Genomic DNA, 21,911 nt, shown 5'->3' on the forward strand with positions numbered 1-21,911 from the left:
AGAGGCACCGTTCAGCGAAAGGCAACCTGAACGCTAGCCGTGCTGCCGTCGGCCGGATGATGGCGTCCTCTCGAGCGAACCCATGGCGACCCGTCTCGACGGCCGTGCGCTGGCCTCCAGGATCGAGGAGCGCCTCAGCTCCTGGATTCGCGAGCACGTCTCCCGGGCCGGTCGTCCACCGGGCCTGGCGGTGCTGCGCGTCGGTGATGACCCGGCCAGCGGGGTCTACGTGGCCAACAAGGAGCGCGCCTGCACCCGGGTGGGCATGCGCAGCCTCGGGGCGCATCTGCCGGCCCACAGCAGCTCCGCCGACGTGCTGGCGGCGATCGAGCGCCTCAACCGGGACGACGCGGTGGACGGGCTGCTGCTGCAGCTGCCGCTGCCCGCCGGCCTGGACGAGCGGCCCCTGCTGGCGGCGATCGAACCGGCCAAGGATGCCGACGGTCTGCACGCCCTGAATCTCGGCCACCTGCTCCGGGGCGAACCGGGCCCGCGCAGCTGCACACCGGCCGGCGTGATGGCGCTGCTGGCCGAGCAGCGGGTTCCCCTGGAGGGGGCCAGAGCCGTGGTGGTGGGCCGCAGCATCCTGGTGGGCCGTCCGATGGCGCTGATGCTGGAGGCGGCCGATGCCACGGTCACCGTGGCCCACTCCCGCAGCCGTGATCTGGCCGCCATCACCCGCGAGGCCGACGTGCTGGTGGTGGCGGCCGGTCGGCCGGGGCTGATCGGGGCGGAGCATGTGCGGCCCGGGGCCGTGGTGGTGGATGTGGGCATCCACCGCCGGGCGCCCGATCCCGATGCCGGCCCCGAGGCCCGCCCGCGCCTCTGCGGTGATGTGCGCTTCGAGGAGGTGGAGCCCCTCGCCTCGGCGATCACGCCGGTGCCCGGGGGAGTGGGCCCCATGACCGTGACCCTGCTGCTGGTGAATGCCCTGGCCAGCTGGAGCCGCCGCTGCGGTTGTCCCGATCCCCTGCCGGTGGTGCTGCCCTGATCGCGCCGTCGCCTCCTCCTCCGCGGCCTGTGGCCCGCCTGAGAGAATCCGGCGATTGAGGCGTGGCGATGCAGGCGGCGGAAACAGGAGTGCCCTCGTCCCCCGGGACCGGCACCGCCCCGGCGGCGCCCGGCGGCGGCTTTGATCTCGGGACCTACCTCAACGGCTCCCGTGAGCGGGTCGAGGCGGCGCTCGACGCCAGCCTGGGCCCGGAACGGCCGGAAGGGCTGCGCGAGGCGATGCGCTACTCACTGCTGGCCGGTGGCAAGCGGCTGCGGCCGATCCTCTGTCTGGCGGCCTGTGAGCTGGCCGGCGGGGAGGCCGAGCTGGCCATGCCCACGGCGGTGGCCCTGGAGATGATCCACACCATGTCGCTCATCCACGACGACCTGCCGGCGATGGATGACGACGATCTGCGCCGCGGTCAGCCCACCAACCATGTGAAGTTCGGGGAGGCCACCGCGATCCTCGCCGGCGATGCCCTGCTCACCCGTGCGTTCGAGATGGTGGCGCGCCGCAGCCCCGGCGTGCCGCCCGATCGCCTGCTGGCGGTGGTGGCCGAGCTGTCCCTGGCGGCGGGCGCTCCCGGCCTGGTGGGCGGCCAGGTGGTGGATCTCGACAGCGAGGGCCGCAGCGTGGATCTGGAGACGCTGGAGTACATCCACCTGCACAAGACCGGTGCGCTGCTGCGGGCCAGCGTGCTCTGCGGCGCCCTGATCGCCGGGGCCGACCAGGCCCTGCTCGATGGCCTGCGGGCCTATGCCCGCGGCATCGGACTCGCCTTCCAGATCATCGACGACATCCTCGATGTGACCGCCAGCAGCGAGGTGCTGGGCAAGACCGCCGGCAAGGATCTGGTGGCCGACAAGACCACCTACCCGAAGCTGCTGGGACTGGAGCAGTCGCGCCAGCGCGCCGATCAGCTGATCGATGCCGCCAAGGCCGGCCTGGAGCCGTGGCTGGATCGCGCCCAGCCCCTGCTGGCCCTGGCCGACTACATCACCAGCCGCGACCGATGAGCGACGCCGCCTCCTCCCTCCACGGCCTGCCCGAGCTGCTGCGCAACGGTGTGCTCACCTGGGCCCTGCTGGCCTGCGGCACGGCCCAGCTCTCGAAGCTGCTGGTGGAGCTCGTGGCCCATCGCCGCTGGCGACCCGCCGTGCTGCTGGAGACCGGCGGTATGCCCTCCAGCCATTCGGCGCTGATGAGCGGTGCGGCCGCCGGCGTGGGCTGGCAGCTGGGGTTCGATGATCCCCTCTTCGCCCTGGCGGCGACCGCGGCGATCGTCGTGATGTACGACGCCAGTGGCGTGCGCCGGGCCGCGGGACGGATCGCCCAGCGGGTCAATGCCCTGCCGGCCGACGCCTGGGGACCGGCTCCCTCCTCCGACAGCCCCTCAGCCCCGCCGCTGAAGGAGAACCTCGGCCACAGCCGGCTCGAGGTGCTGGTGGGAGGGTTGATCGGTCCTGCCGTGGCCCTGAGCGGCCTGTCGCTGCTGGGCTCGCCCTGGCAGCTGGCCCAGCGGATCGGTTGGGTTCCGATCGGCTGAACACCGCTCGGCTGAACGACGCCGGCTCCGCCTCCGCCTTCCGGATGACACCGGATCAGGCGGAGGCCCACCGACGCTTCAGCGACTGGTTCGGCTCCGGCAGCGAGGCGCCCTTCCTGCTGGAGGGCTACGCGGGAACCGGCAAGACCGTGCTGTCGATGCTGCTGCTGCAGACGGTGGAAGCCTGCGGCCTCTGCTGGACCGTGGCCGCCCCCACCCACAAGGCCGTGGGTGTGTTGCGGGAGGCTCTCGACGCGCACCGGCTGCACGCCACCTGGTACCCCTCCACCCTGCACCGGCTGCTGCGGCTGCGCCTGGAGCGTCGCCAGGGCCTCGAGGGCTGCGTGGAGAGCGAGGAGACCGGTCTGGCGCTGCAGGCGCTCGATCTGGTGCTGATCGACGAGGCCTCCATGCTCGATGCCGATCTGCTGGCCATCACCCTGACCTGCGCGGCGCGCTCGGGCAGCCGCCTGGTGTTCGTGGGCGATTCGGCCCAGCTGCCGCCCGTGGGAGCCTGCCGCAGTCCGGTGTTCGATCTCCAGCCGGCCTGTCGTGGCCTGCTGCGGCAGGTGGTGCGCCACCAGGGACCGGTGCTGGGGCTGGCCTCGGCGCTGCGGGAGGAGCGTCTGCCGCTCCGCCCCCCCGGCCGGGCCTGCTGGTGGCGGATCCCCGCGGCCGGGTGGGGGTTCTCGGCACGGCGACCTGGCGCGAGCGGGCGATGGCCGCCCTGCGGCAGGCGGCCCGAGTCGATGACGTGGATGCGGCGCGCATCCTCTGCCACCGCAACCGCACCATCGAAGCTCTGATGCCGGCCGTGCGCCGGGCGGTGCATGGACCCGAGGCCGATCGCTGGCCCGTGCTGCCCGGGGAACGCCTCATCACCCGGCAGGCGGTGATGGCGGCCGCCAGCCATCGGGATGCCGGCAGCGGCGAGGAGGGTGGCCTGGTGCTCGCCTCCAACCGGGAGCTGCTGGTGCGCTCGGTGCGGCGGGAGCGCTGCGATCTCGCTCTTCTGCTGTCGGAACCCGATCTGGTGCCGGTCGCCGGTGCCGTGGAGGTGCTGCGGTTGGAGGCCGACGTGGCGGATCTCCGCCTCTCGCTGCGGCTGCTGCCCCCCTGGACAGCGACGCCAGGGCGCAGGTCGACCAGCTGCAGAGCGACCTGCGGCGGCAGGCCCGCCGCGAAGCGGACGAGGACCGGGCCCGCGGCCTCTGGCGCGCGGCTTTCCGCCTGCGCGATGCCTTCGCCTCCCTGGGACCGGCGGCGCTGCTCACGGTGCACCGGGCCCAGGGAAGCAGCTTCCGCGAGGTGTTCGTGGCCTCCGATCTCTTCCGGGCCGGCGACGGCCCCCTCCGGCGGCAGCTGCTCTACGTGGCGGTGACCCGTGCCCGGGAGCGGGTCTGGATCGAGGGTGTGGAGACGGCCGGCGCCCGCACCTGGAGCGCCCGGGAGCTGGCCCTCAGTTCAGTTGCAGACCCACCAGCCCCTGCCAGCCCAGGTAGCCCGCCAGCACCAGGCTGAGGCCGCCCACCAGCCAGTCCCCCCTGCGGAAGAGCCAGTCCCGCCCGCCCTCGAGCACCGGCCTGGAGCGCTCCCCCAGCAGCAGCACCAGCAGCACCGGCAGCAGCAGCAGGGCGCTGGCGCCGAGGGTGAACAGAGCCGTGTCGAGGGTCTCCTGCAGCGGGCTCAGGCCGGCGGCGAGCAGGGCCGAGGCCGCCTTGGCGAAGAGGAACAGGTCGTCCGGGCTGATCAGCTCGGCCGCGGCGGAGAGCAGCAGCAGCAGGGGGATGGGCATGGCCACGAAGCGCTCCAGGGAACGGGTCCAGCCCGGCGCCTCCTCGCTGCTGCCCCGCCGCAGCAGCTCCTTCAGGCCGAGGGCCAGCAGCGCACCGGCCGCCAGCAGGTCGAGGCCGGTGCGGTGGTCCGTGCCCATCGACATGTCGAGCAGAAGCCTGTGCCCCACCGTGATCAGCAGGGCCACGGCCAGGGCCGTGGTCAGCACCCAGCCCAGCAGGAACCAGCCGGCCCGACGCAGGGGATGGCTGCCCACCAGCAGCAGCAGCAGCACGCCGATGTGCACCGGGCTGAGGCTGATGCCGGCCCCATAGGCCACGAGTTCGCTCCAGAGCAGGTCCGGGCTCAGCGGTGCAGCGGTCATGGCGGTGTCCTCAGCGGCGGATCTCGAACCAGTCGTCGCCGGTGAGCGGGATCTGGTGACTCGTCACCTGGGTGACCCGGGCCGAGCTGGGCCCGTGCTCGCACCAGATGCGCAGATCACTGAGGCTGCCGATCCGGCCCTCCGCCTCGATCTGCACCGCTCCGGTGGTGGTGTTGCGCACCCAGCCGCTCAGCGACAGCTCCCGCGCCCGCCCGCGGCAGGCCTCCCGGTAGCCCACACCCTGGACACTGCCCTCCACCACCAGCCGCCAGCGCTCGATGATCTCGCCGGTGCGGGGCTCATTGGTTCTCAGCTCGCGGCCGCCCTGAAGCGTCTTGCGGCGCGGCTGAGTCGTGAGGGGATCATCGGGCAGCCAGCCCAGTGGAGATGGGTCCAGCTGGCGTGGATCGTTGCCGTGCTCCATCCCTCGAGTCGTGGGGGAATGCCCCATCCTTCGCTGTGCCACAACCCTAGATCCGGCGGCGGGTCCCCATCCCCTCCGGCCCCCCCCGCCTCCTGCAGTTGCCAGCGATGCAGCTCGTGGCCCCGCAGCACCTCGCCCCGGCGTGCCAGCAGCCCGTCGCGGCACGGGTGCAGGTGGCGGTACCCGACCGAGAGAGCCCCGCGGCGGGCCCGGAACGGCAGCAGGCCGGCCATGGCGTGGGAGGTTCCGCCGGGATCCTCCAGCTCCCGTCCCAGCAGCAGCAGACCGCCGCATTCGGCGTAGATCGGCAGACCGGCCAGCGCCGCGCGCCTCAGCGAACCCAGCGCGTTCCGGCACCCGGCCAGCCGGCCCGCGTGCAGTTCCGGATAGCCGCCCGGCAGCACCACCGCGTCGCTGAGCTCCGGCAACGGTTCATCCTCGCTGGGCCTCCAGGGCACCAGCACCGCCCCCTGCCGCTGCAGCAGCTCGCTGGCCTCCGGGTAGCGGAAGTGAAAAGCGGCGTCGGCGGCCACCGCCACCGATACCGGCCTGTCAACGGCCCCGGGAGGGTCCAGGTTCCGGAATGGATCGGGGCCCGGGGGGGGCGGGCTCAGCAGCGGCAGCAGAGCCGGCCAGTCGATGGCCTCCTCCATCAGGCCGGCCCAGTGCTCCAGCCGCTCCGCCAGGTCCGGCAGCTCCTGCACTGCGTTGAGCCCCAGGTGGCGAGAGGGAAGCTGCAGGCTGGTCTCACGCGGCACCACGCCCAGCACCGGCATCGCGATGGCCTCCATCGCCTGTCGGAGCACAGCGGCGTGACGCGGGCTGCCCACCCGGTTGAGGATCACCCCGGCGATCGGCAGATCCGCGCCGCCGTGATCGCGGAAGCCCCGCACCAGAGCGGCGGCGGACCCCGCCTGGCCGCTGGCCTCCACCACCAGCACCACCGGCAGCCGCAGCAGCCGGGCCACCTGGGCCGAGCTGCCCTCCTCACCGGCGCCGATGCCATCGAAGAGCCCCATCGCGCCCTCCACCAGCGCATGCTGTGCGCGGCCGCCCCAGTGGCGGAACGCCTCCAGCAGCCAGACGTCCGGGCAGAGCACCGGATCGAGGTTGCGGCAGGGCCGGCCGCTCACCCGTCCCAGCCAGCCGGCATCGAGGTAGTCCGGCCCGGTCTTGAAGGTCTGCACGCTCCCGCCGCGGCGGCGCAGCCAGGCGCTGATCGCCAGGGTCAGCAGGGTCTTGCCGCTGCCGCTGGAGGGGGCGGCGATCAGGCAGGCCATTCAGCCCCCGCTGACCACCGGGCCGGCCGCAGCCACGGCTTCCGGGCTGGCCTCAAGCCCGCGGCAGCAACCGGGCCGCCAGTGGTGCCGCCGACGCCAGCAGGGGATTGGTGGTGTCGTGGCCGCCGGAGAGCAGACGGGCCACCTCGGCCTCGTCCCGCATCGGGCGGCTCGGCACCACATCCTCCACCAGCTCCATGCTGGCCACACCACCGGCCTCCAGGCGCATGCAGCCGCCGGACTCCGAGCAGAGAATCACGCAGAGCGGGGGGTGCTGCTCCGGTTCGCAGATCAGCCGCACCCCCACGATCTGGCCCGGGTGGGGATGGGGCAGACCCATGGGCACGTGCAGGAGCCGGAACCGCACCCGGGCCCCGTCGGACCGTTCGAAGTCGGTCTCGATGCCTCCCTCCTCGAGCGAGCGGCTTGAGAGCATGCGCCAGCCCAGCCGATCGGCGATCCAGGCGGTGAGCAACAGGCCCTGGCCGGGATGATCGCCCTCCACATCGATGTCGAGCTGCACCACATGGTTCAGGGCATCCCGGCGGCTCGGCGGATCGAAGACCATCGCCAGCGACTCGCGCCAGCCCCGCAGGCGCAGCCAGTTGAGGTCGTTCACCGCCTGGCCGGCCCCGATCCGTTCACCCAGCAGATCCAGGCAGCGGCGCGGGCTGCCCATGGCGCTGTCCATCACCAGCCGGCGGGGGCCGTGCACCAGGCTCTGCAGCAGCTCCGGGGCTTCGTCGACCGAGCCGTTCCACCAGACCCAGCAGGGCAGATCGGAGGGCAGCAGCGGATCCAGCAGCCGCAGGCCCTGGCTGAGGGAGCCCGCATCGCCCCGCATCACCACCACGTCGCCGCAGGCGGCTGCCGCGGCCCCCTCCTCCGGCAGAGGGCAGTAGGCGGCCACGAGGGTCTCGAGGGCGTGGGGTGCATCGAGGGTGGGGGCCAGGGTGATCAACCGGCGGGGCATGTGTTCGCTGATGGCCCCGTCCACGTGCTGCCCGCGCAGGTCGGCGGCATCCCGATCGCCAGGCCGCTGCCCGAGGGCCCAGGCCAGATCCGGGGAGAGGGGCGAGGTGCCGGCCGGCAGGTCGCAGGCTCCCACCGCCTCCCGGGCGGCATCGATCAGACCGTCGCGCACCACACCGGTCACCGGACCCTCCAGCAGCCCGGTGCGCACCAGCTGCTGCTCCACCCAGGCCGGCTGCCAGACCACCAGGCTGAAGGTGGCGCCGCCGTGGCTGCCGAGCATGCCCTCGCCCCAGAGCTTCTCGAGGTACCCGGAGACCTCGGCCGGCGGCAGTTCCAGCGGGGCCTGCAGGGTCAGTTGCGGGGTCATCGGAGCGGGGCGGTGAGGACGTGGCGGGGTGTGGGCTGAATGACGGCTGCCGTCAGGGGCGGCGCCAGAGCAGGTCGTCCCGGGCGAGCAGGGAATCAGAGGCGGCCGGCCCCCAGGTGCTGGCCTCGTAGGGATGCACCGGCAGCTGCCAGGGGCTGTCCTCGATCAGTTCCAGCAGCGGTGTGTAGAGGCGCCAGGCCGCCTCCACCTCGTCGCCGCGGATGAACAGGGTGGGATCGCCGAGCATCGCGTCGGCCAGCAGCCGCACGTAGCCCTCGTCGGAGGGCTCGCCGAAGGATTTGTCGTAGGAGAACTCCATGTCCACCGGACGGCTGCGCATGCCGGAGCCCGGAGCCTTCACCTCGAAGCGGAACTCCGCTCCCTCATCGGGCTGAATGCGCAGGATCAGCTGATTGGCGGTCGGGCTGGCGCCGGCGCTGTCGAACAGGTGCACCGGTGCCTCGCGGAAGGTGAGCACCACCTCGCTCAGACGCTTGGGCAGGCGCTTGCCGGTGCGCAGATAGAAGGGCACCCCCTGCCAGCGCCAGTTGTCCACGAACAGCTTCATCGCCACGTAGGTCTCGGTGGTGCTGTTCGGGTCCACCCCTGGCTCCTGCCGGTAGCCCGCCAGGGGCCTGGCGCTGGTGCCTCCGGCTCCGTACTGGCCGCGCACGCAGCAGCGCCAGGGCTCCTGCTCATCGGCCAGGCGCGCCACCTGCAGCACCTTGGCCTTCTCGTTGCGGATCGATTCCGGATCGAACCGGCCCGGCGATTCCATCGTGGTGAGGGCCAGCATCTGGGTGAGGTGGTTCTGCACCATGTCCCTCAGGGCGCCGGAGGTTTCGTAGTACCCCGCCCGCTCCTCCACGCCCACTGTCTCGGCGGCGGTGATCTGGACGTTGGCGATGTAATTGCGGTTCCAGATCGGTTCGAAGATTGTGTTGGCGAACCGAAGCACAAGAATGCTCTGGACGGTTTCCTTGCCCAGGTAGTGATCGATCCGGTAGATCTGATTTTCCTGAGCGCAGGACTGCACGATTCGGTTGAGCGCCTGCGCGCTGCCGTAATCGCGGCCGAAGGGCTTCTCGATCACCACGCGGGTGCGCTTCGGGTCGCTCAGCAGCCCGGCCCCCGCCAGGGCACGGCAGCCGCTGCCGTAGTAGGTGGGCGAGACCGAGAGATAGAAGGTGCGGTTGCCGCGGGTGGCCCGCTGGCGATCGATCACATCGAGGCGACCGCTGAGGCGCACCAGGTGCTCGGGCTGCTGCAGGTCCACCGGCTCGTAGAACAGGCCGGCGGAGAACTGATCCCAGGCCGCCCGGTTCTCGCTCACGGTGTCGCCCAGGGCTTCCGCCATCCGTTCGCGGAACTCCTCATCGCTCCAGGAGCGCCTCGCGCAACCCAGCACCGCGAACTCGGTGGGCAGGCGGCGCTGCCGGTAGAGCTCGAACAGGGCCGGGATCAGCTTTCGGTGCGTCAGATCGCCGCTGGCACCGAAGATCACGAGGCACTGGGGTGTGATCACCCGCTCCTGGCGCAATCCGACGCGCAGCGGGTTCGTGAGCGTGGCGGTCATGGCGGCCCCGGCTGACGGGGTGGGCTCCCATCAGGTTTAGGCACGGATCGGCCGAGGCTCCAGCGCCGGAGTGGGCACTGTTGCGCTTATGGCCGTTTGACCACAGAAAAGCCCCCCTTGCGGGGGGCGTGACGGGGTGCGGAGACGCTCGCCGGGGTCCCTCAGTAGGCCCTCAGTAGACCTCGACGTGCCAGCGGCCGGCCTTCTTGAGCTTGGGCCGCAGGTCGTTCCAGTCCAGGTCGCGGGCAGCGGCGGCCTTGGTCATCGCCTCGTCGATGCCGGGTGCCATGCCCTTGAGGCCGCACATGTAGACGTGCGTCTTGTCCTGGCTGATCAATTCGAAGATCTCGTCGGCATGCTCCATGACCCGGTCCTGGATGTACATGCGACCGCCGGAGGGGTTCTTCTGCTCGCGGCTGATGGCCTTGGTGTAGCGGAAGTTGTCGGGGAACTCGCTCTCGTAGCGGCGGAAATCGTCGTCGTAGAGCAGGTTGCCGGTCTTGGGGGCTCCCATGAACAGCCAGGCCTTCCCCTTGAACTGATAGTGGGGGTTCTTCTCACGCTCGCTGGGTTCGAACATGCGGCGCAGGTAGGCGCGCATCGGAGCGATGCCGGTTCCGGTGGCCAGCATGATCACCGTGGCGTCCTCATCGGGCGGCAGCAGCATCTCCTTGCCCACCGGCCCGGTGATGCGCACCTTGGCGCCGGGTTCGATGTCGCAGAGGAAGGTGGAGCAGACGCCGTTGATCGTCTCGCCGTCCTTCTCGTACTGCAGTTGCCGCACGCACAGCGACACGGTGCTGTCGCTCATGGAATCGCCGTGGCGGGTGCTGGCGATGGAATAGAGGCGCAGCTTGTGGGGCTTGCCGTCGGCATCGGTTCCGTCGGGAATGATGCCGATGCTCTGGCCCTCCACGTAGTGCAGGTCGCCCCCGGAGAGATCGAAGGTGATGTGCTGCACCCGCCCGAGAGCGCCGTCACCCAGCAGGCTGTAGTTCTCCACCACGCTGCCTTCGAAGGGGGTCTTGGGCTTGTAGATGTTCACCGGCACCTTCTCCGGCTTCGGAGGCGTGGCGGGCGCGGCAGCCGGGGTGGGTTCGGCGGCTGCCGTGGCTTCGGATTCGACGGGCATGTCGGTCGTGGATGGCTGATCAGCTGGGATCACGGCCTTGATGGTGCCCCCCTGGGCCGTGACCATCTTCACCGTGGCCTGAAGCTGGGAGAACGGCACCACAAGGCGCTGCTCCGCCCGCCGCTGGCGACCCACCTGCAGCCCGACCACCACCAGCGTGAAGGACCGGTCATCGGCCTGACGAGGGGAACCGGTGGTCACGCGCATGGTGTCGGGGCGTTGATGGACGGCCGGATCATAGGCACCACGTCTGATGCGGCCTACATTTCGCGATTGTCTCCCCACAGGACGCGCAGGTCGGTTCGCGCCGGTTCCTGCCAGTCTTGCGGCACTCCCGGCGGCCGGAGCCAGCGAAACGGTTGATTCAGAGCACCACCCCTCACTCGAACCAGCCTCTGTTCCCCCCCACCCATGAGGCCGCGCTGCTCCCCGCCGGCCCTGGTGTGGAGGGTCACTGCAGCCTCAACACCATCTATCAGGAGATGGAGCGGCTCCCAGGCGGCTGCCGTCGCCTCGCCGTGCGCCTGGTCAGCGAAGTGGATCCGTCCCTGCTCTGGCGGGTGCTGACCGACTACGAAGGCCTGTCCCGCTTCATCCCCAATCTCACGGCCAGTCGCGTGGTGCGCCGCTCCGGTCGCGTGGTGACCCTCGATCAGGTGGGCAGCCAGAAGCTCTTCGGTGTGAACTTCACCGCCCGGGTCCAGCTCGAACTCACGGAAGCGCCCGAGCGGGGCTCCCTAACCTTCCGCATGGTCAAGGGAGATTTCCGCCGCTTCGAGGGGCTGTGGCAGGTGAGTGCCATGGAGGCCGGCACCTCTCTCCTGTATGCCCTCACCGTCCAGGGGTGCGTGGGCATGCCGATCCATCTGATCGAGCAGCGCCTCCGCCACGACCTCAGCACCAACCTGAGGGCCGTGCAGCAGGAAGCCGAGTCGCGGATCTGATCCGCTGCTGGATACCCCCAAGGGGATTCGAACCCCTGTCGCCTCCGTGAAAGGGAGGTGTCCTAGGCCTCTAGACGATGGGGGCGAGGCCACGATCCGGTCCTGTTCCAGAGCCCGGTCGTGCAAAGAAACTACGGATCGAAGGGACCGTCCGTCAAGGAATCCTCCGCTGGTCCCGGTGGTCCCACCCGCGACTCTGAGGCCGGCGAAGCGGCGGAGCCCGTGGCGACCTGCCGGTTCCAGACCGGCACGGTGAAATGGAAGCAGGCCCCTTCCCCCGGTTCAGAGACCACCCAGATGCGTCCGCCGTGCACGGCGGCGATGCGGCGGCACACCGAGAGCCCCAGCCCGAAGCCTGAGGTGGTGCCGGAGGTCTGGGGCAGGCGCACCCGATCCAGGAAGATGCGCTCCTGCTCATCGCGGGGGATGCCGGGTCCCGTGTCGCAGACGCTCACCTGCACCCACTGGTTGGTGCGGTGCAGCATCGTGAGCGACACCCGGCCCCCGTCCGGGGTGAACTTGAGCGCGTTCTCCAGCAGGTTGAGCAGCACCTGGCGCATGCGGCGCTGGTCGGCGTAGACCGGCGGCAGATCGGCGGGGATGTCGGTGCTGATCTCAATGTTGCGCCCGAGCCAGAGCTTCTCCAGCTCCAGGATCGCCTCGGCCGCCACGTGGCTGAGCAGCAGCCGCTGCGGGTTGAACAACGCCTCCCACTGGGTGGTGCCGATCTCCAGCAGATCCTTGGAGAGCATCTCGATGTCCCGCAGCCGGCGGGAGAGCACATCCTCGAACCGCTCCCGGTCGATCTGTCCCCGGTGCAGGCTCTGGAGCGCAAGGGTGGCGGCTGTGAGGGGCGTGCGCAGTTCGTGAGCCACCATGCGCAGCAGTCGCTCCTGCACCCCCAGCCGTTCGCTCAGCGTTTCGTTCTCCTGCCGCAGCACCAGCAGCTGGTCCTCCAGCTGCAGCTCCCGCTGGCTGCGGCTGCCGTCCATCTCGGGCGGGCGCAGGCTCATGCCCAGTGACGACACCATCTCCTGCTGTTGCCAGCGGGGCAGCCAGCTGTTCAGCTGCTGCATCAGATTGCTGCCCACGAAGGTCTGGCGGGGCAGCGGCAGCAGCTTCACCAGAGCCGGTGTGGCCACGAGTCGATGCAGCTCCAGAAGCTCCGGCTGCTGGCGGGGGTCCGCCAGCTTCAGGGTCACCTGGAAGCCGCAGTCGTCCTGTTCGAGCAGTGCCATCATCGAGCGCACGTCCTGGCTGGCGGCATGGGCCTTGGAGGCCACCAGCAGCAGCCGCAGCTCAGGCCGGGGATCCACTCCCTCGCCGGCCGAGGCGCGGCTCTGATGCGCCCGCCCAGACGCCTCCACGGTTTGGGCTGTCAGCTGCTGTGAGCTTATGCCCACTCTCCGATGTCAATCCGCCGAAATCAGATCCGGCACCGTGCCGCTGTTCCGCCATTGCCACCATGAGCCAGCATGGCCCCATCCGCACCGCTCCCTTGAGACCTCCACTCGCCCCTCTGCGTCCGCTGCTGGTGGCCTCCCTGCTGCTCAGCCCGCTGGCGCTGCCGGGCCGTGCCGAGGCCGCACCGGCCACGCGTGAGGACATGACGCTCTACACCCGGATCGCAGCGATCAACGTCTGCATCTCCCGGGCGGCGAAGGTGGATTTCGACACGGCCGTCAGCATCGCCGGTGAAACGATCGCTCAGGTTCTCAAGGGACAGCACCAGGGCCAGATCGCCCAGGTGGGCACTCAGGAGCTGTCGATCGATGAACTGCGCAAGGGTTCGATCAACTCCGCGGTGATCGGAGCGGTGGACATCTGCCCGGACGAGGTGCCGGCCGAGGTCAAGACCAAGGTTCAGGAAGCGATTCAGAACAACGGCGGCGGCTGAGCCGTCCCGCCTGAGGTCGCGGGGCAGGAGCCCGGGGCGGCAGGATCGCCCCGTTCTGTTCCGCATGCGCCATGGGGCCAGCCCGCACGATCCATCTGAGCGATTACCGGCCCTGGCCCTTCACCATCCCCACCACCCGGCTGGATGTCGTCGTCCACGCCGACCACACCCTGGTCACCGCCGAGCTCGAACTGGAGCCTGCGCCGGGGGCGGACCCTCAAACGGGACACCTTGTGCTGCTCGGCCGCGATCTGCAGCTCGAATCGGTCTGCATCGACGGTGAGCCGCTGGCGGCCGAGGCCTTCCACTGCACCGCCGAGGAACTGCGGATCGCCGAGCCGCCGCAGAGGCCCTTCCGTCTGCTGACGCGCTGCCGCATCCACCCGGCTGAGAACACCTCGCTCGAGGGCCTCTATGCCAGCGGCGGCATGCTCACGACCCAGTGCGAGGCCGAGGGCTTCCGTCGCATCACCTTTCACCCCGACCGGCCGGACGTCCTCAGCCGCTACCGGGTCAGCATCGAGGCTGACGCTGACACCTACCCGGTCCTTCTCTCCAACGGTGACTGCACAGCCAGCGAGCGGCTGCCGGGTGGCCGGCATCGCGTGATCTGGGAGGACCCCTTCCCCAAGCCCTCCTACCTGTTCGCCATGGTGGCCGGACGGCTGGTGGAGGTGAGCGACAGCTTCACCACGGCCAGTGGCCGGCCCGTGCGTCTGCGCCTGCATGTGGAGCCCGGCGATGAGCCCTACACGGCCCATGCCATGGCGTCGCTGAAGCGGGCCATGCGCTGGGATGAAGAGGTGTACGGACTGGAATATGACCTGAACGAGTACAACATCGTCGCCGTGCGTCACTTCAACATGGGCGCGATGGAGAACAAGAGTCTCAACATCTTCAATTCCAAGCTGGTGCTGGCTGATGCCGAAACCGCCACCGATGCCGAACTCGAGCGGATCGAGAGCGTCGTGGCGCATGAGTACTTCCACAACTGGACCGGCAACCGCATCACCTGCCGTGACTGGTTTCAGCTCTCGCTCAAGGAGGGCCTCACCGTGTTCCGTGATCAGAGTTTCACCGCTGATCTGCACTCCGCGGCGGTGAAGCGGATCGAGGATGCGGCTCTGATGCGGAGCGTGCAGTTCCGCGAAGACGCCGGACCCACCGCTCATCCGGTCAAGCCTGCGGAGTATCAGGCCATCGATAACTTCTACACCACAACCATCTACGAAAAGGGCGCTGAGCTGATTCGCATGCTCCATGGCGTGCTCGGGCCCGAGGCCTTCATGGCCGGGATGCAGCGCTACGTGGAACGGCACGACGGCCAGGCCGCCACCACCGAGCAGTTCGTGGCGGCGATCGCCGATGGCGCCGGCGGCGATGGGGAGTCCCCGGCTCCGGTCCTGGATCAGCCGGCGTTCCGGCGCTGGTACGAGCTGGCCGGAACCCCCCGGGTGGCGATCGAGCGTCACTGGCGGCCCGGGACGGGCGAACTGGTGCTGCAACTGAGCCAGCACACCCCCGCCACCCCCGGTCAGCCCGAGCCCAAGCCGCCCCTGCCCATCCCCCTGCGGCTGGCCCTGATCGGTCCGGACGGCACGCGGCTGCCCTTCCGCATGGGGGAGGAGGCCCGGTCACGGGCCGAGGAGCGTCTGCTGCTGCTCGATCTGCCCAGGGCTGAGGTGGTCCTGAGCGTGGACTCCGCAGCGGCATCCGCAACCGCAGAGACAACCGCAGACGCAACCAACGGCGCTGCTGCTCCGGCCCTCTCCCTGCTGCGCGGCTTCTCGGCGCCCGTGCTGGTGGAGATGGAACGGCCCACCTCCGAGCTGCTGCATCTGTTCGCCCATGACGACGACGCCTTCGCCCGCTGGGATGCCGGCCAGATCCTGCAGCGGCAGGCGCTGATCGCCCGGGCCGGCGGCCAGCCGGATGTCGCCCTGGAGCAGGGCCTGCTGGAGGCGTTCGGGCGCATCCTCGGGGACGGCCGTCTTCAGCCGGCCGAGCGCTGCTGCCTGCTGCTGACCCCCGGCCTCGCCGATCTCGAAGCGGTGCTGCCGGAGCCCGATCCCCTCGCCCTCCACGCGGCCCGCGAAGCCTTCCTCAGCCATGTGGGGGACGCGCTGCAGGAGCCGGTGGCCGGTGTGCTCACCCTCTGCGAAGCCGGCTGGGCCGAGCCCTGGCCGGCCGGAGCCGGTGAGCGGGACCTCACCGCCCTGCTCTGGCGCTGGCGCACGGCCGCGGGGGATGCCGGCGTGATGGAGGCGGCGGCGGCGGCGGTGCATGGCCGCTCCATGAGCCTGGCCCGTGCCGGTCTGCAGGCCCTGCAGGCGCACCGCGGCGCCTGGCGGGAGCGCGCCCTGCAGGCCTTCCACGACCGCTGGCGGGACCGGCCGGTGATCCTCGACAGCTGGTTCGCACTGGAGGCCTCGGCGCCGTTCGCCGATGGCATCGCCCGGGTGGAACGGCTGATGGCGCATCCCGCCTTCGATCCGCTGGCGCCCAACACCATCCGCTCGGTCTTCGGCGGCTTCTCCCGCAACGTGCCGGCCTTCCATGCCACCGATGGGTCGGGCTATCGCTTCCTCGCCGAGCGCCTGCTGGAGGTGGACGCCCGCAATGCGATCACCGCCTCCCGCATGGCCAAGCTGTTCAGCCGCTGGGGCAGCTACGGCCCGGAGCGTCGTGCGCGCATGCGCGACGCCCTCGAGCAGCTCAGCGGTGCCGAGCTCTCCCCCAACACCCGCGAGGTGGTGGCCCAGTGCCTGGGAGCCGGGGGGGACTGATCGGCCGCCGCTGCCTCAGCCCCCGCCGCTGTCGGTGAGCAGCACCAGGCTGCGGGGCTGAAGCGGCACCGAGGTGGCGCCGCCGATCGCTTCGGGGGTGGCCGGCAGATCCTCGCCGGCCGGTCGGGCCGTATCGATCCGCAGCAGCCAGGGGTTCTGGCAGATGGGCAGGGTGAACTCCATCGGCTCGTGGTAAGCGTTCATGCCGCACCAGAGCCGGGCCCCGCCGTGGCGCTCCTCCACGCTCCAGGCGATCGAGTGGGACCACTCGGCCCAGTCGGGCTGCTGGACGCTCACGCCGTGCCAGCTGCGCCAGCGGCGCACCAGGCTGCTCTCCGGCGCTGCGGCCGCGTTGCTCATCGGTGTGGCCGGGTCGATCACATCCGCCAGTTCCCGGCGGAGCCGCAGCAGTCGCCGCAGGAACTCCCGCATCCGCCAGGCCTCCTCGTCGCTGGGCCAGTGCATCCAGCCGAGGGGGTTGTTCTGGCACCAGGTGTTGTTGTTGCCGCCCTGACTGCGGTTCACCTCATCTCCCATCAGCAGCATCGGGGTCCCCGGGCTGAGCATCAGGCTGGCCAGCAGGTTGCGTTGCTGACGGGCGCGCAGGGCCTGCACGGCCGGGTCGCTGCAGGGGCCTTCCACGCCGTGGTTCCAGCTGTTGTTGTGGTTGTCGCCGTCCCGGTTGCTCTCGCCGTTGGCCAGGTTGTGCTTGCGGTTGTAACTGAGCAGATCCAGCAGGGTGAAGCCGTCGTGGGCGGTGAGGAAGTTCACCAGCCGGCCGCTGCCCGCCCCCCGCCCGTCGAACAGGTCCGGACTGCCGCTGAGGCGCTGGCTGATCGGCCAGGTGGTGCCGCTGTCCCCCTTCCAGAAGCGGCGCACGTCATCGCGGAAGCGACCGTTCCAGGTGGCCACGCGGCGGGCGGGAAAGTCATTGAGCCGGTAGAGACCGCCGCAGTCCCAGGGTTCGCTGATCAGCTTCAGATCGCTGAGTTCGGGGTCGGCCTCCATCTCCTCGAACACGGGCGGGTGATCGAGGGGGGTCAGTCCTTCGCCGCGGCTCAGGGCCACACCGAGGTCGAATCGGAAGCCGTCGATGCCGAGCTCCAGGGCCCAGCAGCGCAGCGACTCCAGGATCAACCGCCGCACGAGGGGCCGGTGGGCGGCGATCGTGTTGCCGCACCCGCTCACGTCGAGGTAGTCGCCCCGCGCGTTCTGGTGGTAGTAGAGCCGGTCGCCGAACCCACGCCAGCTGAGGGTGGGCCCGTCCTGGTTGCCTTCGCTGGTGTGGTTGTACACCACATCGAGAATCACCTCGATGCCGTGGCGGTGGCAGGCGGCCACCAGCTCCCGCAGCTGGGCGCGGCCCGCCAGCGGATCCCTGCCCACCTGGTAGGCGGGGTGGAGCGCCATCCAGCTGATCGGGCTGTAGCCCCAGTAGTTCTGCCGCCCCGTCGGCGCATCGGCGGGATCGAAGGCCATCAGCGGCAGCAGCTCCACCGCGGTGACCCCCAGGTCCTTGAGGTAGGGCAGCTTGTCCCGCAGTCCCAGCAGGGTGCCCTGCCGCTCCGGCGCCACACCGCAGCCGTCACCGCGGCTGAAGCCGCCCACATGCAGTTCGTAGATCACCGAATCGCGCCAGCGGTGGCGCGGCCGCGGTGCGGACTGGAAGTCGAACCGCTCCCGCTCGGTCACCACCCCCTTGAGGCAGGCGGCGCTGTTGGTGCGGCGCCCCACCGCCAGATCGCGGCGATAGACCGGCCAGCCGCTGATGGCCCGGGCACAGGGGTCCAGCAGCACCTTGGAAGGGTTGAAGCCATGCCCCCCGGGCTCCAGGGGGCCGAAGACCCGATAGCCGTAGCAGGTGCCGATGCCGGTCTCCTCCACCTCCACATGCCAGTGATCACCGGAGCGGTTCTCCTCCCCCAGGGCGATCACCCGCGCCGGTTCGCTGGCCTGGCCATCGGCGTACAGCAGCAGCTCGACCCGGGTGGCAGCGGGAGCCACGACCGAGAAGTTCACACCGCGCGCGGTGACGCAGGACCCGAGGGGCCACGGCCTCCCCCGGTGGATCAGGGTCACGTCCGCAGAGCTCAGCTGGTTCAGGCTAGTCGCGCAGATCCGGCGCGAGAGGCGAGCCATGACCCGGGAAACGGCCGCTCGGCCCAGGCGCCTGCGCCCCGACCTCTGGATCTTCCCCCCCAATCGCCTGGCCGCTGGCGCCACGGCCTGGCTGTTGCTGCATGCGGACGGGCCCGTGCTGATCGATCCGCCCGCCGCCGGTGAGCACGCCCTGGCTCTGCTCGATTCGCTCGCTGCCGCCAACGGCCGGATCCTGCTCACCTCCCGGCTCGGCCATGCAGGCCTCGCTCCGATTCAGGCCGTTCTCGACTGGCCTGTTCTGGTTCAGGAGCAGGAGGCCTATCTGCTGCCCGGCAACCCGGCGCTGCAGCCGTTCGCCGAGGAGCTGGCCCTGGCGGCGGACCTCCGGCTGCACTGGGCCCAGGGCCCCACGCCCGGCAGCTGCGTGCTGCATGCGGGCGGACCCCACCGGATCCTGTTCTGCGGTCGTCTGCTCCTGCCGGCCCCCGGTGGGGAGCTGCGCCCCGTCGCCGGGGCCACCACCTTTCATTGGCCGCGCCAGCTGCGCAGCCTGCGGCACCTGTCCAGCCGGCTGGCGGACGCCTGGCCGCTCTCGATCGCCTCGGGAGGGGCGTCGGTCGCGGCTGGAGCCGATCCGCTTGTGCCCTGCGCCGGCCCTCTCCCCGGCACCGGTCCCGAGTGGGAAGCCGGATGCAGCCTGTGATTGTGGTTGCCGAACCGGCCCGCTCTCCATACGATTGGCGCGCTTATCAGTGATGAGGCGGCTTCTGCCGCCCGTTTGAACGAGCAGCGCTTCCGGTCACTCGGTGCGCCAACGCTCGCCTGCCCGTCACGCGAGTTTTCACCCCCCGCTTCCGCTGCATTCCCCGATGAATAAAGCTGATCTGGTCGCACTGGTCTCCGCACGCACCGATCTGACCAAGGCCGATGTGTCCACCGTTGTGGATGCCGCGATCGACACCATCATCGATTCCGTGGTGGAGGGGAAGAAGGTGTCCATCCTCGGTTTCGGTTCCTTTGAGCGCCGCGATCGCTCGGCTCGTCAGGGTCTGAATCCCAAGACCGGCGAGAAGATCAAGATTCCGGCCAAGAAAGTGCCCGCCTTCACCGCCGGCAAGATGTTCAAGGAGCGGGTCCAGCAGGAAGGCGAGTGAGTCCATCCGGCCCCGGCGCCGCGGCCACGCTCCCCGTCACGGCTCATGACCCGGCACCGTCCGGGTCGGGCTCATGCTTCCCGATCACCTGCTGACGGCCATCGAGGCCGCTCAGCGTCAGAGAGGGCAATTCTCCGCCGCGCGCTTTGCCCCCACCCCCTCCGGCTGCCTGCACCTGGGCAACCTGCGCACGGCCCTTCTCTCGTGGCTCCAGGCCCGCCTTCAGGGCAGTGCCTGGCTGCTGCGCATCGATGACCTCGATACGCCCCGCAACCGCGCCGGGGCCATTCCCTCCATCCTCAGCGACCTGCACTGGCTCGGTCTGCACTGGGATGGGGAGGTGATTCAGCAGAGCAGACGCCGCGGTCTCTACGGCAGCGTGCTCAGTGCCCTTCGCCGCGACGGCAGCCTCTACCCCTGCCGCTGCAGCCGCCGATTGCTCCGCCAGGCAGCGGGAGGCCGATCCGGTGCTCCAGGGCCCTACCCGGGCCACTGCCGCGGCCTGGCGCCCGACTGGGGCTGGCGGCAGGAGCGACTGCCGAGCTGGCGGCTGCGACTCCCGCCCGGACGGCTGGTCTGGGAGGAGCGACTGGGCCGGCAGGGCGGTCTGGATGCCAGCGCCGATGTGGGGGATGTGGTGGTCCGCCGCGCCGACGGTGTGGTGGCCTATCACCTGGCCACGGCCGTGGATGAACTGCTGCTGGGCATCAGCGAGGTGTGGCGCGGTGAGGATCTCTGGAGCGCCACCGCTCCCCAGGTCGCCGTGATGGCGGCCCTGGGAGCCACACCACCCCGTTATGGCCATCTGCCGCTCTGGCGCGATCCAGACGGCCGGCGTCTCGCCAAACGTGAGGGTTCGGCGGGTCTGAAGCTTCTGCGCGAGGCAGGCATGGAAGCGCCGGATGTGATCGGCCGACTGGCGGCGAGTGTCGGGCTGGTGCCCGGCGGCAGCCGCCTGAGCGCGGCGGAACTCGCCCGGGAGTGGCGGGGACGGGATCTGGAGCACCAGCTCCGGAGCCAGGCCTCCGCCGCGGTTCAGCAGGCGCAGCAGGTACCTACAGGAAAGCTTCCGCTTTGAACCGGTTTTCGGACGCGCTGTTGTCCAAGAGTGTCAGGAGATTCCAACCGGATCGCCATGGCGCACTGTCACCACTGCGGCGGAAGCGGGGTGCTGCGTCTGGACCATCAGCGGTTCCGCACCTGCCTCCAATGTCTCGGCAGCGGACGGATCGCCGCGAGACCGGGCCCGCTTGCGTCATCGACCCTGCTGACCTACACCGCGACCGAGCCGATCACCGACGTTGTTGTCGCTTCTGCCGCACGATGAAGAACACCGCCGTGGCGACCACGGCCCCGAGGGGCAGGGCGGTGAGCAGCAGGACCAGAACGGAGGTCCAGTCGGTGTACATCCTTCTGCGGCGGCGGTGGGCTCCATTGTTTCAGCCCTGCTGATCCTGTCCCTCCTGCCGATCCAGCCGGCGCGAACCGCCCTGCTCAGCCGGGTCGGTGCAGCGGTGAACCGCTGCCTGCAGACCTCCGATCCCTCCATCTGCCGCCGGGCTCTGATCGAACTGGAGGCCCTGCAGCGGGCGGCGGAACGCGCCAGTCGGTACCCATGCCAGACCCAGGCTCTGGGGCTGGGGGCCGACATGCTGATGCAGGCGGAGCAGGTGGATCGTCGTGCGTCCACCTCGGAACTGCTGCGGAGCCTGCAGCGGGAGTGCGGCGGACTCTGAGGGGCGGCCGCATGGCTCCGGCCCTCAGCCCGGCTTCAGTTGCAGCTGCTCACATCGACGCCGCCGGACACCGTCTGGGTGCAGACGCGGGCGATGCCGGAGCGGACCGTTTCGCGGGTGCCGCCGGGACCGGCTTCCCGGCGCACCACCGAGCCGTCGCCGTAGAGGGTTTCGGCGGTGATCGTGCCGTCCGGGGAACTCGAGTGCAGGCTCAGCGGCGCCGGGGGCCAGCCTTCCGCCCGGGCCGATGCCGTCAGCGGCGCCGCGCTGAGCAGCAGACCCAGCACCGCCACGGCGGCGGAGCTGGAGCGATGTGCCGTCCGGAGGCCTGCCATGGGGCTGGGGTGCTGTGGGGCTGGCGTCATGCTGCCGCTTCAGCCGCGGGCTGTCATGCCGCCGGGCCCCGATTCAGTGGGGGCTGGCGCCACCGTCGTCCCAGTGGCTCACCGTGCCCGGTTCGCCGCTGCGGCCGTCTCCCCCGGCGGTGATCACCATCAGCTCCTCGCCATCGGTCCCACGCCACTGGAAGCGGCAGAACGCGGCTCCCGTGCCCGAGCAGGCCCAGGCCTCCAGAAAGCGCTCGCAGCGGCGATCCCCCTCCACACAGCCGTGCTCCCCGCCGGGCCGCGGCACGGGGCGCCAGCCCGATGCCTGCAGCGACCGCCGCAGCACGTCGTAGGGGGCTCCGGGCCGCAGACCCTCCGGCGCCGGCTGAGCCGGCGCCCCGCCGGCGGCCAGCGTGAGGGACAGGGCGACGGCGGCGGCCGCCGCGACGGGCCAGCGGAGGACGCGCACGGGGGACTGCCGCATGGATGGCACTGCCGCTGTTCACAGCGTGACCA

At 70.6% G+C, this 21,911-nt stretch carries 23 protein-coding genes and 1 tRNA gene; 13 read left to right on the forward strand and 11 right to left on the reverse strand.

Features of this window, described 5'->3' with window-relative positions:
• The first annotated feature begins 82 nt into the window (after positions 1-82).
• The 6 genes from folD (at position 83) to EVJ50_RS14790 (ending at position 4,061) form a co-directional block, all read left to right on the forward strand.
• On the forward strand, positions 83-991 hold the full coding sequence (folD, locus tag EVJ50_RS00950) for a bifunctional methylenetetrahydrofolate dehydrogenase/methenyltetrahydrofolate cyclohydrolase FolD (RefSeq protein ID WP_150881957.1): 909 nt from the start codon (positions 83-85) through the stop codon (positions 989-991).
• Positions 992-1,059: 68 nt separating this feature from the next.
• Positions 1,060-2,010, forward strand: coding sequence for a geranylgeranyl diphosphate synthase CrtE (crtE, locus tag EVJ50_RS00955; RefSeq protein WP_150881958.1), 951 nt, complete (start codon positions 1,060-1,062; stop codon positions 2,008-2,010).
• Positions 2,007-2,540: a divergent PAP2 family protein gene (locus tag EVJ50_RS00960; protein WP_150881959.1), complete on the forward strand. Its 534-nt coding sequence runs from the start codon at positions 2,007-2,009 to the stop codon at positions 2,538-2,540. Before crtE ends, EVJ50_RS00960 begins: the two co-directional genes overlap by 4 nt.
• A gap of 44 nt (positions 2,541-2,584) precedes the next feature.
• A complete protein-coding gene (locus EVJ50_RS14780; protein WP_225323005.1) occupies positions 2,585-3,346 on the forward strand; it encodes an AAA family ATPase in 762 nt (253 codons plus the stop codon).
• A complete protein-coding gene (locus EVJ50_RS14785; protein ID WP_225323213.1) occupies positions 3,295-3,921 on the forward strand; it encodes a hypothetical protein in 627 nt (208 codons plus the stop codon). The genes EVJ50_RS14780 and EVJ50_RS14785 overlap by 52 nt, the downstream gene beginning before the upstream one ends.
• Complete coding sequence (locus tag EVJ50_RS14790) at positions 3,855-4,061, forward strand: ATP-binding domain-containing protein (protein WP_255452637.1); 207 nt, start codon at positions 3,855-3,857, stop codon at positions 4,059-4,061. Before EVJ50_RS14785 ends, EVJ50_RS14790 begins: the two co-directional genes overlap by 67 nt.
• On the opposite strand, the gene EVJ50_RS00970 is transcribed toward EVJ50_RS14790, so the two are convergent.
• The 6 genes from EVJ50_RS00970 to EVJ50_RS00995 form a co-directional block, all read right to left on the reverse strand.
• Positions 4,000-4,698, reverse strand: a complete 699-nt coding sequence (locus EVJ50_RS00970; RefSeq protein ID WP_370455552.1) for a GAP family protein — start codon at positions 4,696-4,698, stop codon at positions 4,000-4,002. The two genes, EVJ50_RS14790 and EVJ50_RS00970, sit on opposite strands and share 62 nt — an antisense overlap.
• 10 nt (positions 4,699-4,708) lie before the next feature.
• Complete coding sequence (locus EVJ50_RS00975; RefSeq protein WP_150881960.1) at positions 4,709-5,122, reverse strand: acylphosphatase; 414 nt, start codon at positions 5,120-5,122, stop codon at positions 4,709-4,711.
• Entirely contained in the window at positions 5,008-6,402 is a 1,395-nt protein-coding gene (locus EVJ50_RS00980) for a cobyrinate a,c-diamide synthase (protein ID WP_150881961.1), read from the reverse strand. The genes EVJ50_RS00975 and EVJ50_RS00980 overlap by 115 nt, the downstream gene beginning before the upstream one ends.
• 52 nt (positions 6,403-6,454) lie before the next feature.
• Positions 6,455-7,744 carry a glucose-6-phosphate dehydrogenase assembly protein OpcA gene (locus EVJ50_RS00985; protein ID WP_150881962.1) on the reverse strand — a complete coding sequence of 430 codons (1,290 nt, stop codon included), beginning with the start codon at positions 7,742-7,744 and terminating at the stop codon, positions 6,455-6,457.
• Between the two features lie 52 nt (positions 7,745-7,796).
• Positions 7,797-9,320 carry a glucose-6-phosphate dehydrogenase gene (gene zwf, locus EVJ50_RS00990; RefSeq protein ID WP_150881963.1) on the reverse strand — a complete coding sequence of 508 codons (1,524 nt, stop codon included), beginning with the start codon at positions 9,318-9,320 and terminating at the stop codon, positions 7,797-7,799.
• A gap of 172 nt (positions 9,321-9,492) precedes the next feature.
• Positions 9,493-10,659 carry a ferredoxin-NADP reductase gene (locus EVJ50_RS00995; protein ID WP_150881964.1) on the reverse strand — a complete coding sequence of 389 codons (1,167 nt, stop codon included), beginning with the start codon at positions 10,657-10,659 and terminating at the stop codon, positions 9,493-9,495.
• A 152-nt stretch (positions 10,660-10,811) separates the two neighbouring features.
• On the opposite strand from EVJ50_RS00995, the gene EVJ50_RS01000 reads away from it, so the two are divergent.
• Positions 10,812-11,396, forward strand: coding sequence for an SRPBCC family protein (locus EVJ50_RS01000; RefSeq protein ID WP_370455553.1), 585 nt, complete (start codon positions 10,812-10,814; stop codon positions 11,394-11,396).
• A gap of 12 nt (positions 11,397-11,408) precedes the next feature.
• Here the strand turns inward: EVJ50_RS01000 and EVJ50_RS01005 are convergent.
• Together EVJ50_RS01005 and EVJ50_RS01010 are read right to left on the reverse strand one after the other, a co-directional pair.
• Positions 11,409-11,481, reverse strand: a tRNA-Glu gene (locus tag EVJ50_RS01005).
• 46 nt (positions 11,482-11,527) lie between these two features.
• The gene (locus tag EVJ50_RS01010) at positions 11,528-12,763 is read right to left on the reverse strand and encodes a histidine kinase (protein WP_370455554.1); all 1,236 of its coding nucleotides are present in this window, start codon (positions 12,761-12,763) and stop codon (positions 11,528-11,530) included.
• Positions 12,764-12,894: 131 nt separating this feature from the next.
• On the opposite strand from EVJ50_RS01010, the gene EVJ50_RS01015 reads away from it, so the two are divergent.
• Positions 12,895-13,293 carry a cAMP phosphodiesterase gene (locus tag EVJ50_RS01015; protein WP_225323007.1) on the forward strand — a complete coding sequence of 133 codons (399 nt, stop codon included), beginning with the start codon at positions 12,895-12,897 and terminating at the stop codon, positions 13,291-13,293.
• Between the two features lie 71 nt (positions 13,294-13,364).
• Positions 13,365-16,079, forward strand: coding sequence for an aminopeptidase N (pepN, locus tag EVJ50_RS01020; protein ID WP_150881965.1), 2,715 nt, complete (start codon positions 13,365-13,367; stop codon positions 16,077-16,079).
• A 15-nt stretch (positions 16,080-16,094) separates the two neighbouring features.
• On the opposite strand, the gene EVJ50_RS01025 is transcribed toward pepN, so the two are convergent.
• Positions 16,095-18,218 (reverse strand): glycogen-debranching protein, encoded by a 2,124-nt coding sequence (locus tag EVJ50_RS01025; protein WP_150881966.1) that lies wholly within the window; start codon positions 18,216-18,218, stop codon positions 16,095-16,097.
• Between EVJ50_RS01025 and EVJ50_RS01030 the strand changes: the two genes are divergently transcribed.
• The 4 genes from EVJ50_RS01030 (at position 18,217) to EVJ50_RS01045 (ending at position 21,069) form a co-directional block, all read left to right on the forward strand.
• Complete coding sequence (locus EVJ50_RS01030) at positions 18,217-18,882, forward strand: MBL fold metallo-hydrolase (RefSeq protein WP_150881967.1); 666 nt, start codon at positions 18,217-18,219, stop codon at positions 18,880-18,882. The two genes, EVJ50_RS01025 and EVJ50_RS01030, sit on opposite strands and share 2 nt — an antisense overlap.
• Positions 18,883-19,048: 166 nt before the next feature.
• Positions 19,049-19,333, forward strand: a complete 285-nt coding sequence (locus EVJ50_RS01035) for an HU family DNA-binding protein (protein WP_150884755.1) — start codon at positions 19,049-19,051, stop codon at positions 19,331-19,333.
• 73 nt (positions 19,334-19,406) lie between these two features.
• Positions 19,407-20,411, forward strand: coding sequence for a tRNA glutamyl-Q(34) synthetase GluQRS (gene gluQRS, locus EVJ50_RS01040; protein WP_150881968.1), 1,005 nt, complete (start codon positions 19,407-19,409; stop codon positions 20,409-20,411).
• A 346-nt stretch (positions 20,412-20,757) separates the two neighbouring features.
• Complete coding sequence (locus EVJ50_RS01045) at positions 20,758-21,069, forward strand: hypothetical protein (RefSeq protein ID WP_150881969.1); 312 nt, start codon at positions 20,758-20,760, stop codon at positions 21,067-21,069.
• A gap of 35 nt (positions 21,070-21,104) precedes the next feature.
• On the opposite strand, the gene EVJ50_RS01050 is transcribed toward EVJ50_RS01045, so the two are convergent.
• Together EVJ50_RS01050 and EVJ50_RS01055 are read right to left on the reverse strand one after the other, a co-directional pair.
• Positions 21,105-21,404 (reverse strand): hypothetical protein, encoded by a 300-nt coding sequence (locus tag EVJ50_RS01050; RefSeq protein WP_150881970.1) that lies wholly within the window; start codon positions 21,402-21,404, stop codon positions 21,105-21,107.
• Between the two features lie 73 nt (positions 21,405-21,477).
• Positions 21,478-21,879: a hypothetical protein gene (locus EVJ50_RS01055; RefSeq protein WP_150881971.1), complete on the reverse strand. Its 402-nt coding sequence runs from the start codon at positions 21,877-21,879 to the stop codon at positions 21,478-21,480.
• Between the last annotated feature and the right edge of the window lie 32 nt (positions 21,880-21,911).

It is taken from the genome of Synechococcus sp. RSCCF101, from assembly GCF_008807075.1.
GTDB lineage: Bacteria > Cyanobacteriota > Cyanobacteriia > PCC-6307 > Cyanobiaceae > RSCCF101.

What these genes read in the sequence shown, in the direction of transcription:
- folD (WP_150881957.1), top strand. Translation starts at nt 83, where the DNA reads ATGGCGACCCGTCTCGACGGCCGTGCGCTGGCCTCCAGGATCGAGGAG.
- crtE (WP_150881958.1), top strand. Translation starts at nt 1,060, where the DNA reads ATGCAGGCGGCGGAAACAGGAGTGCCCTCGTCCCCCGGGACCGGCACC.
- EVJ50_RS00960 (WP_150881959.1), top strand. Translation starts at nt 2,007, where the DNA reads ATGAGCGACGCCGCCTCCTCCCTCCACGGCCTGCCCGAGCTGCTGCGC.
- EVJ50_RS14780 (WP_225323005.1), top strand. Translation starts at nt 2,585, where the DNA reads ATGACACCGGATCAGGCGGAGGCCCACCGACGCTTCAGCGACTGGTTC.
- EVJ50_RS00970 (WP_370455552.1), bottom strand. Translation starts at nt 4,698, where the DNA reads ATGACCGCTGCACCGCTGAGCCCGGACCTGCTCTGGAGCGAACTCGTG.
- EVJ50_RS00975 (WP_150881960.1), bottom strand. Translation starts at nt 5,122, where the DNA reads ATGGAGCACGGCAACGATCCACGCCAGCTGGACCCATCTCCACTGGGC.
- EVJ50_RS00980 (WP_150881961.1), bottom strand. Translation starts at nt 6,402, where the DNA reads ATGGCCTGCCTGATCGCCGCCCCCTCCAGCGGCAGCGGCAAGACCCTG.
- EVJ50_RS00985 (WP_150881962.1), bottom strand. Translation starts at nt 7,744, where the DNA reads ATGACCCCGCAACTGACCCTGCAGGCCCCGCTGGAACTGCCGCCGGCC.
- zwf (WP_150881963.1), bottom strand. Translation starts at nt 9,320, where the DNA reads ATGACCGCCACGCTCACGAACCCGCTGCGCGTCGGATTGCGCCAGGAG.
- EVJ50_RS00995 (WP_150881964.1), bottom strand. Translation starts at nt 10,659, where the DNA reads ATGCGCGTGACCACCGGTTCCCCTCGTCAGGCCGATGACCGGTCCTTC.
- pepN (WP_150881965.1), top strand. Translation starts at nt 13,365, where the DNA reads ATGGGGCCAGCCCGCACGATCCATCTGAGCGATTACCGGCCCTGGCCC.
- EVJ50_RS01030 (WP_150881967.1), top strand. Translation starts at nt 18,217, where the DNA reads ATGACCCGGGAAACGGCCGCTCGGCCCAGGCGCCTGCGCCCCGACCTC.
- EVJ50_RS01025 (WP_150881966.1), bottom strand. Translation starts at nt 18,218, where the DNA reads ATGGCTCGCCTCTCGCGCCGGATCTGCGCGACTAGCCTGAACCAGCTG.
- EVJ50_RS01035 (WP_150884755.1), top strand. Translation starts at nt 19,049, where the DNA reads ATGAATAAAGCTGATCTGGTCGCACTGGTCTCCGCACGCACCGATCTG.
- gluQRS (WP_150881968.1), top strand. Translation starts at nt 19,407, where the DNA reads ATGCTTCCCGATCACCTGCTGACGGCCATCGAGGCCGCTCAGCGTCAG.
- EVJ50_RS01050 (WP_150881970.1), bottom strand. Translation starts at nt 21,404, where the DNA reads ATGGCAGGCCTCCGGACGGCACATCGCTCCAGCTCCGCCGCCGTGGCG.
- EVJ50_RS01055 (WP_150881971.1), bottom strand. Translation starts at nt 21,879, where the DNA reads ATGCGGCAGTCCCCCGTGCGCGTCCTCCGCTGGCCCGTCGCGGCGGCC.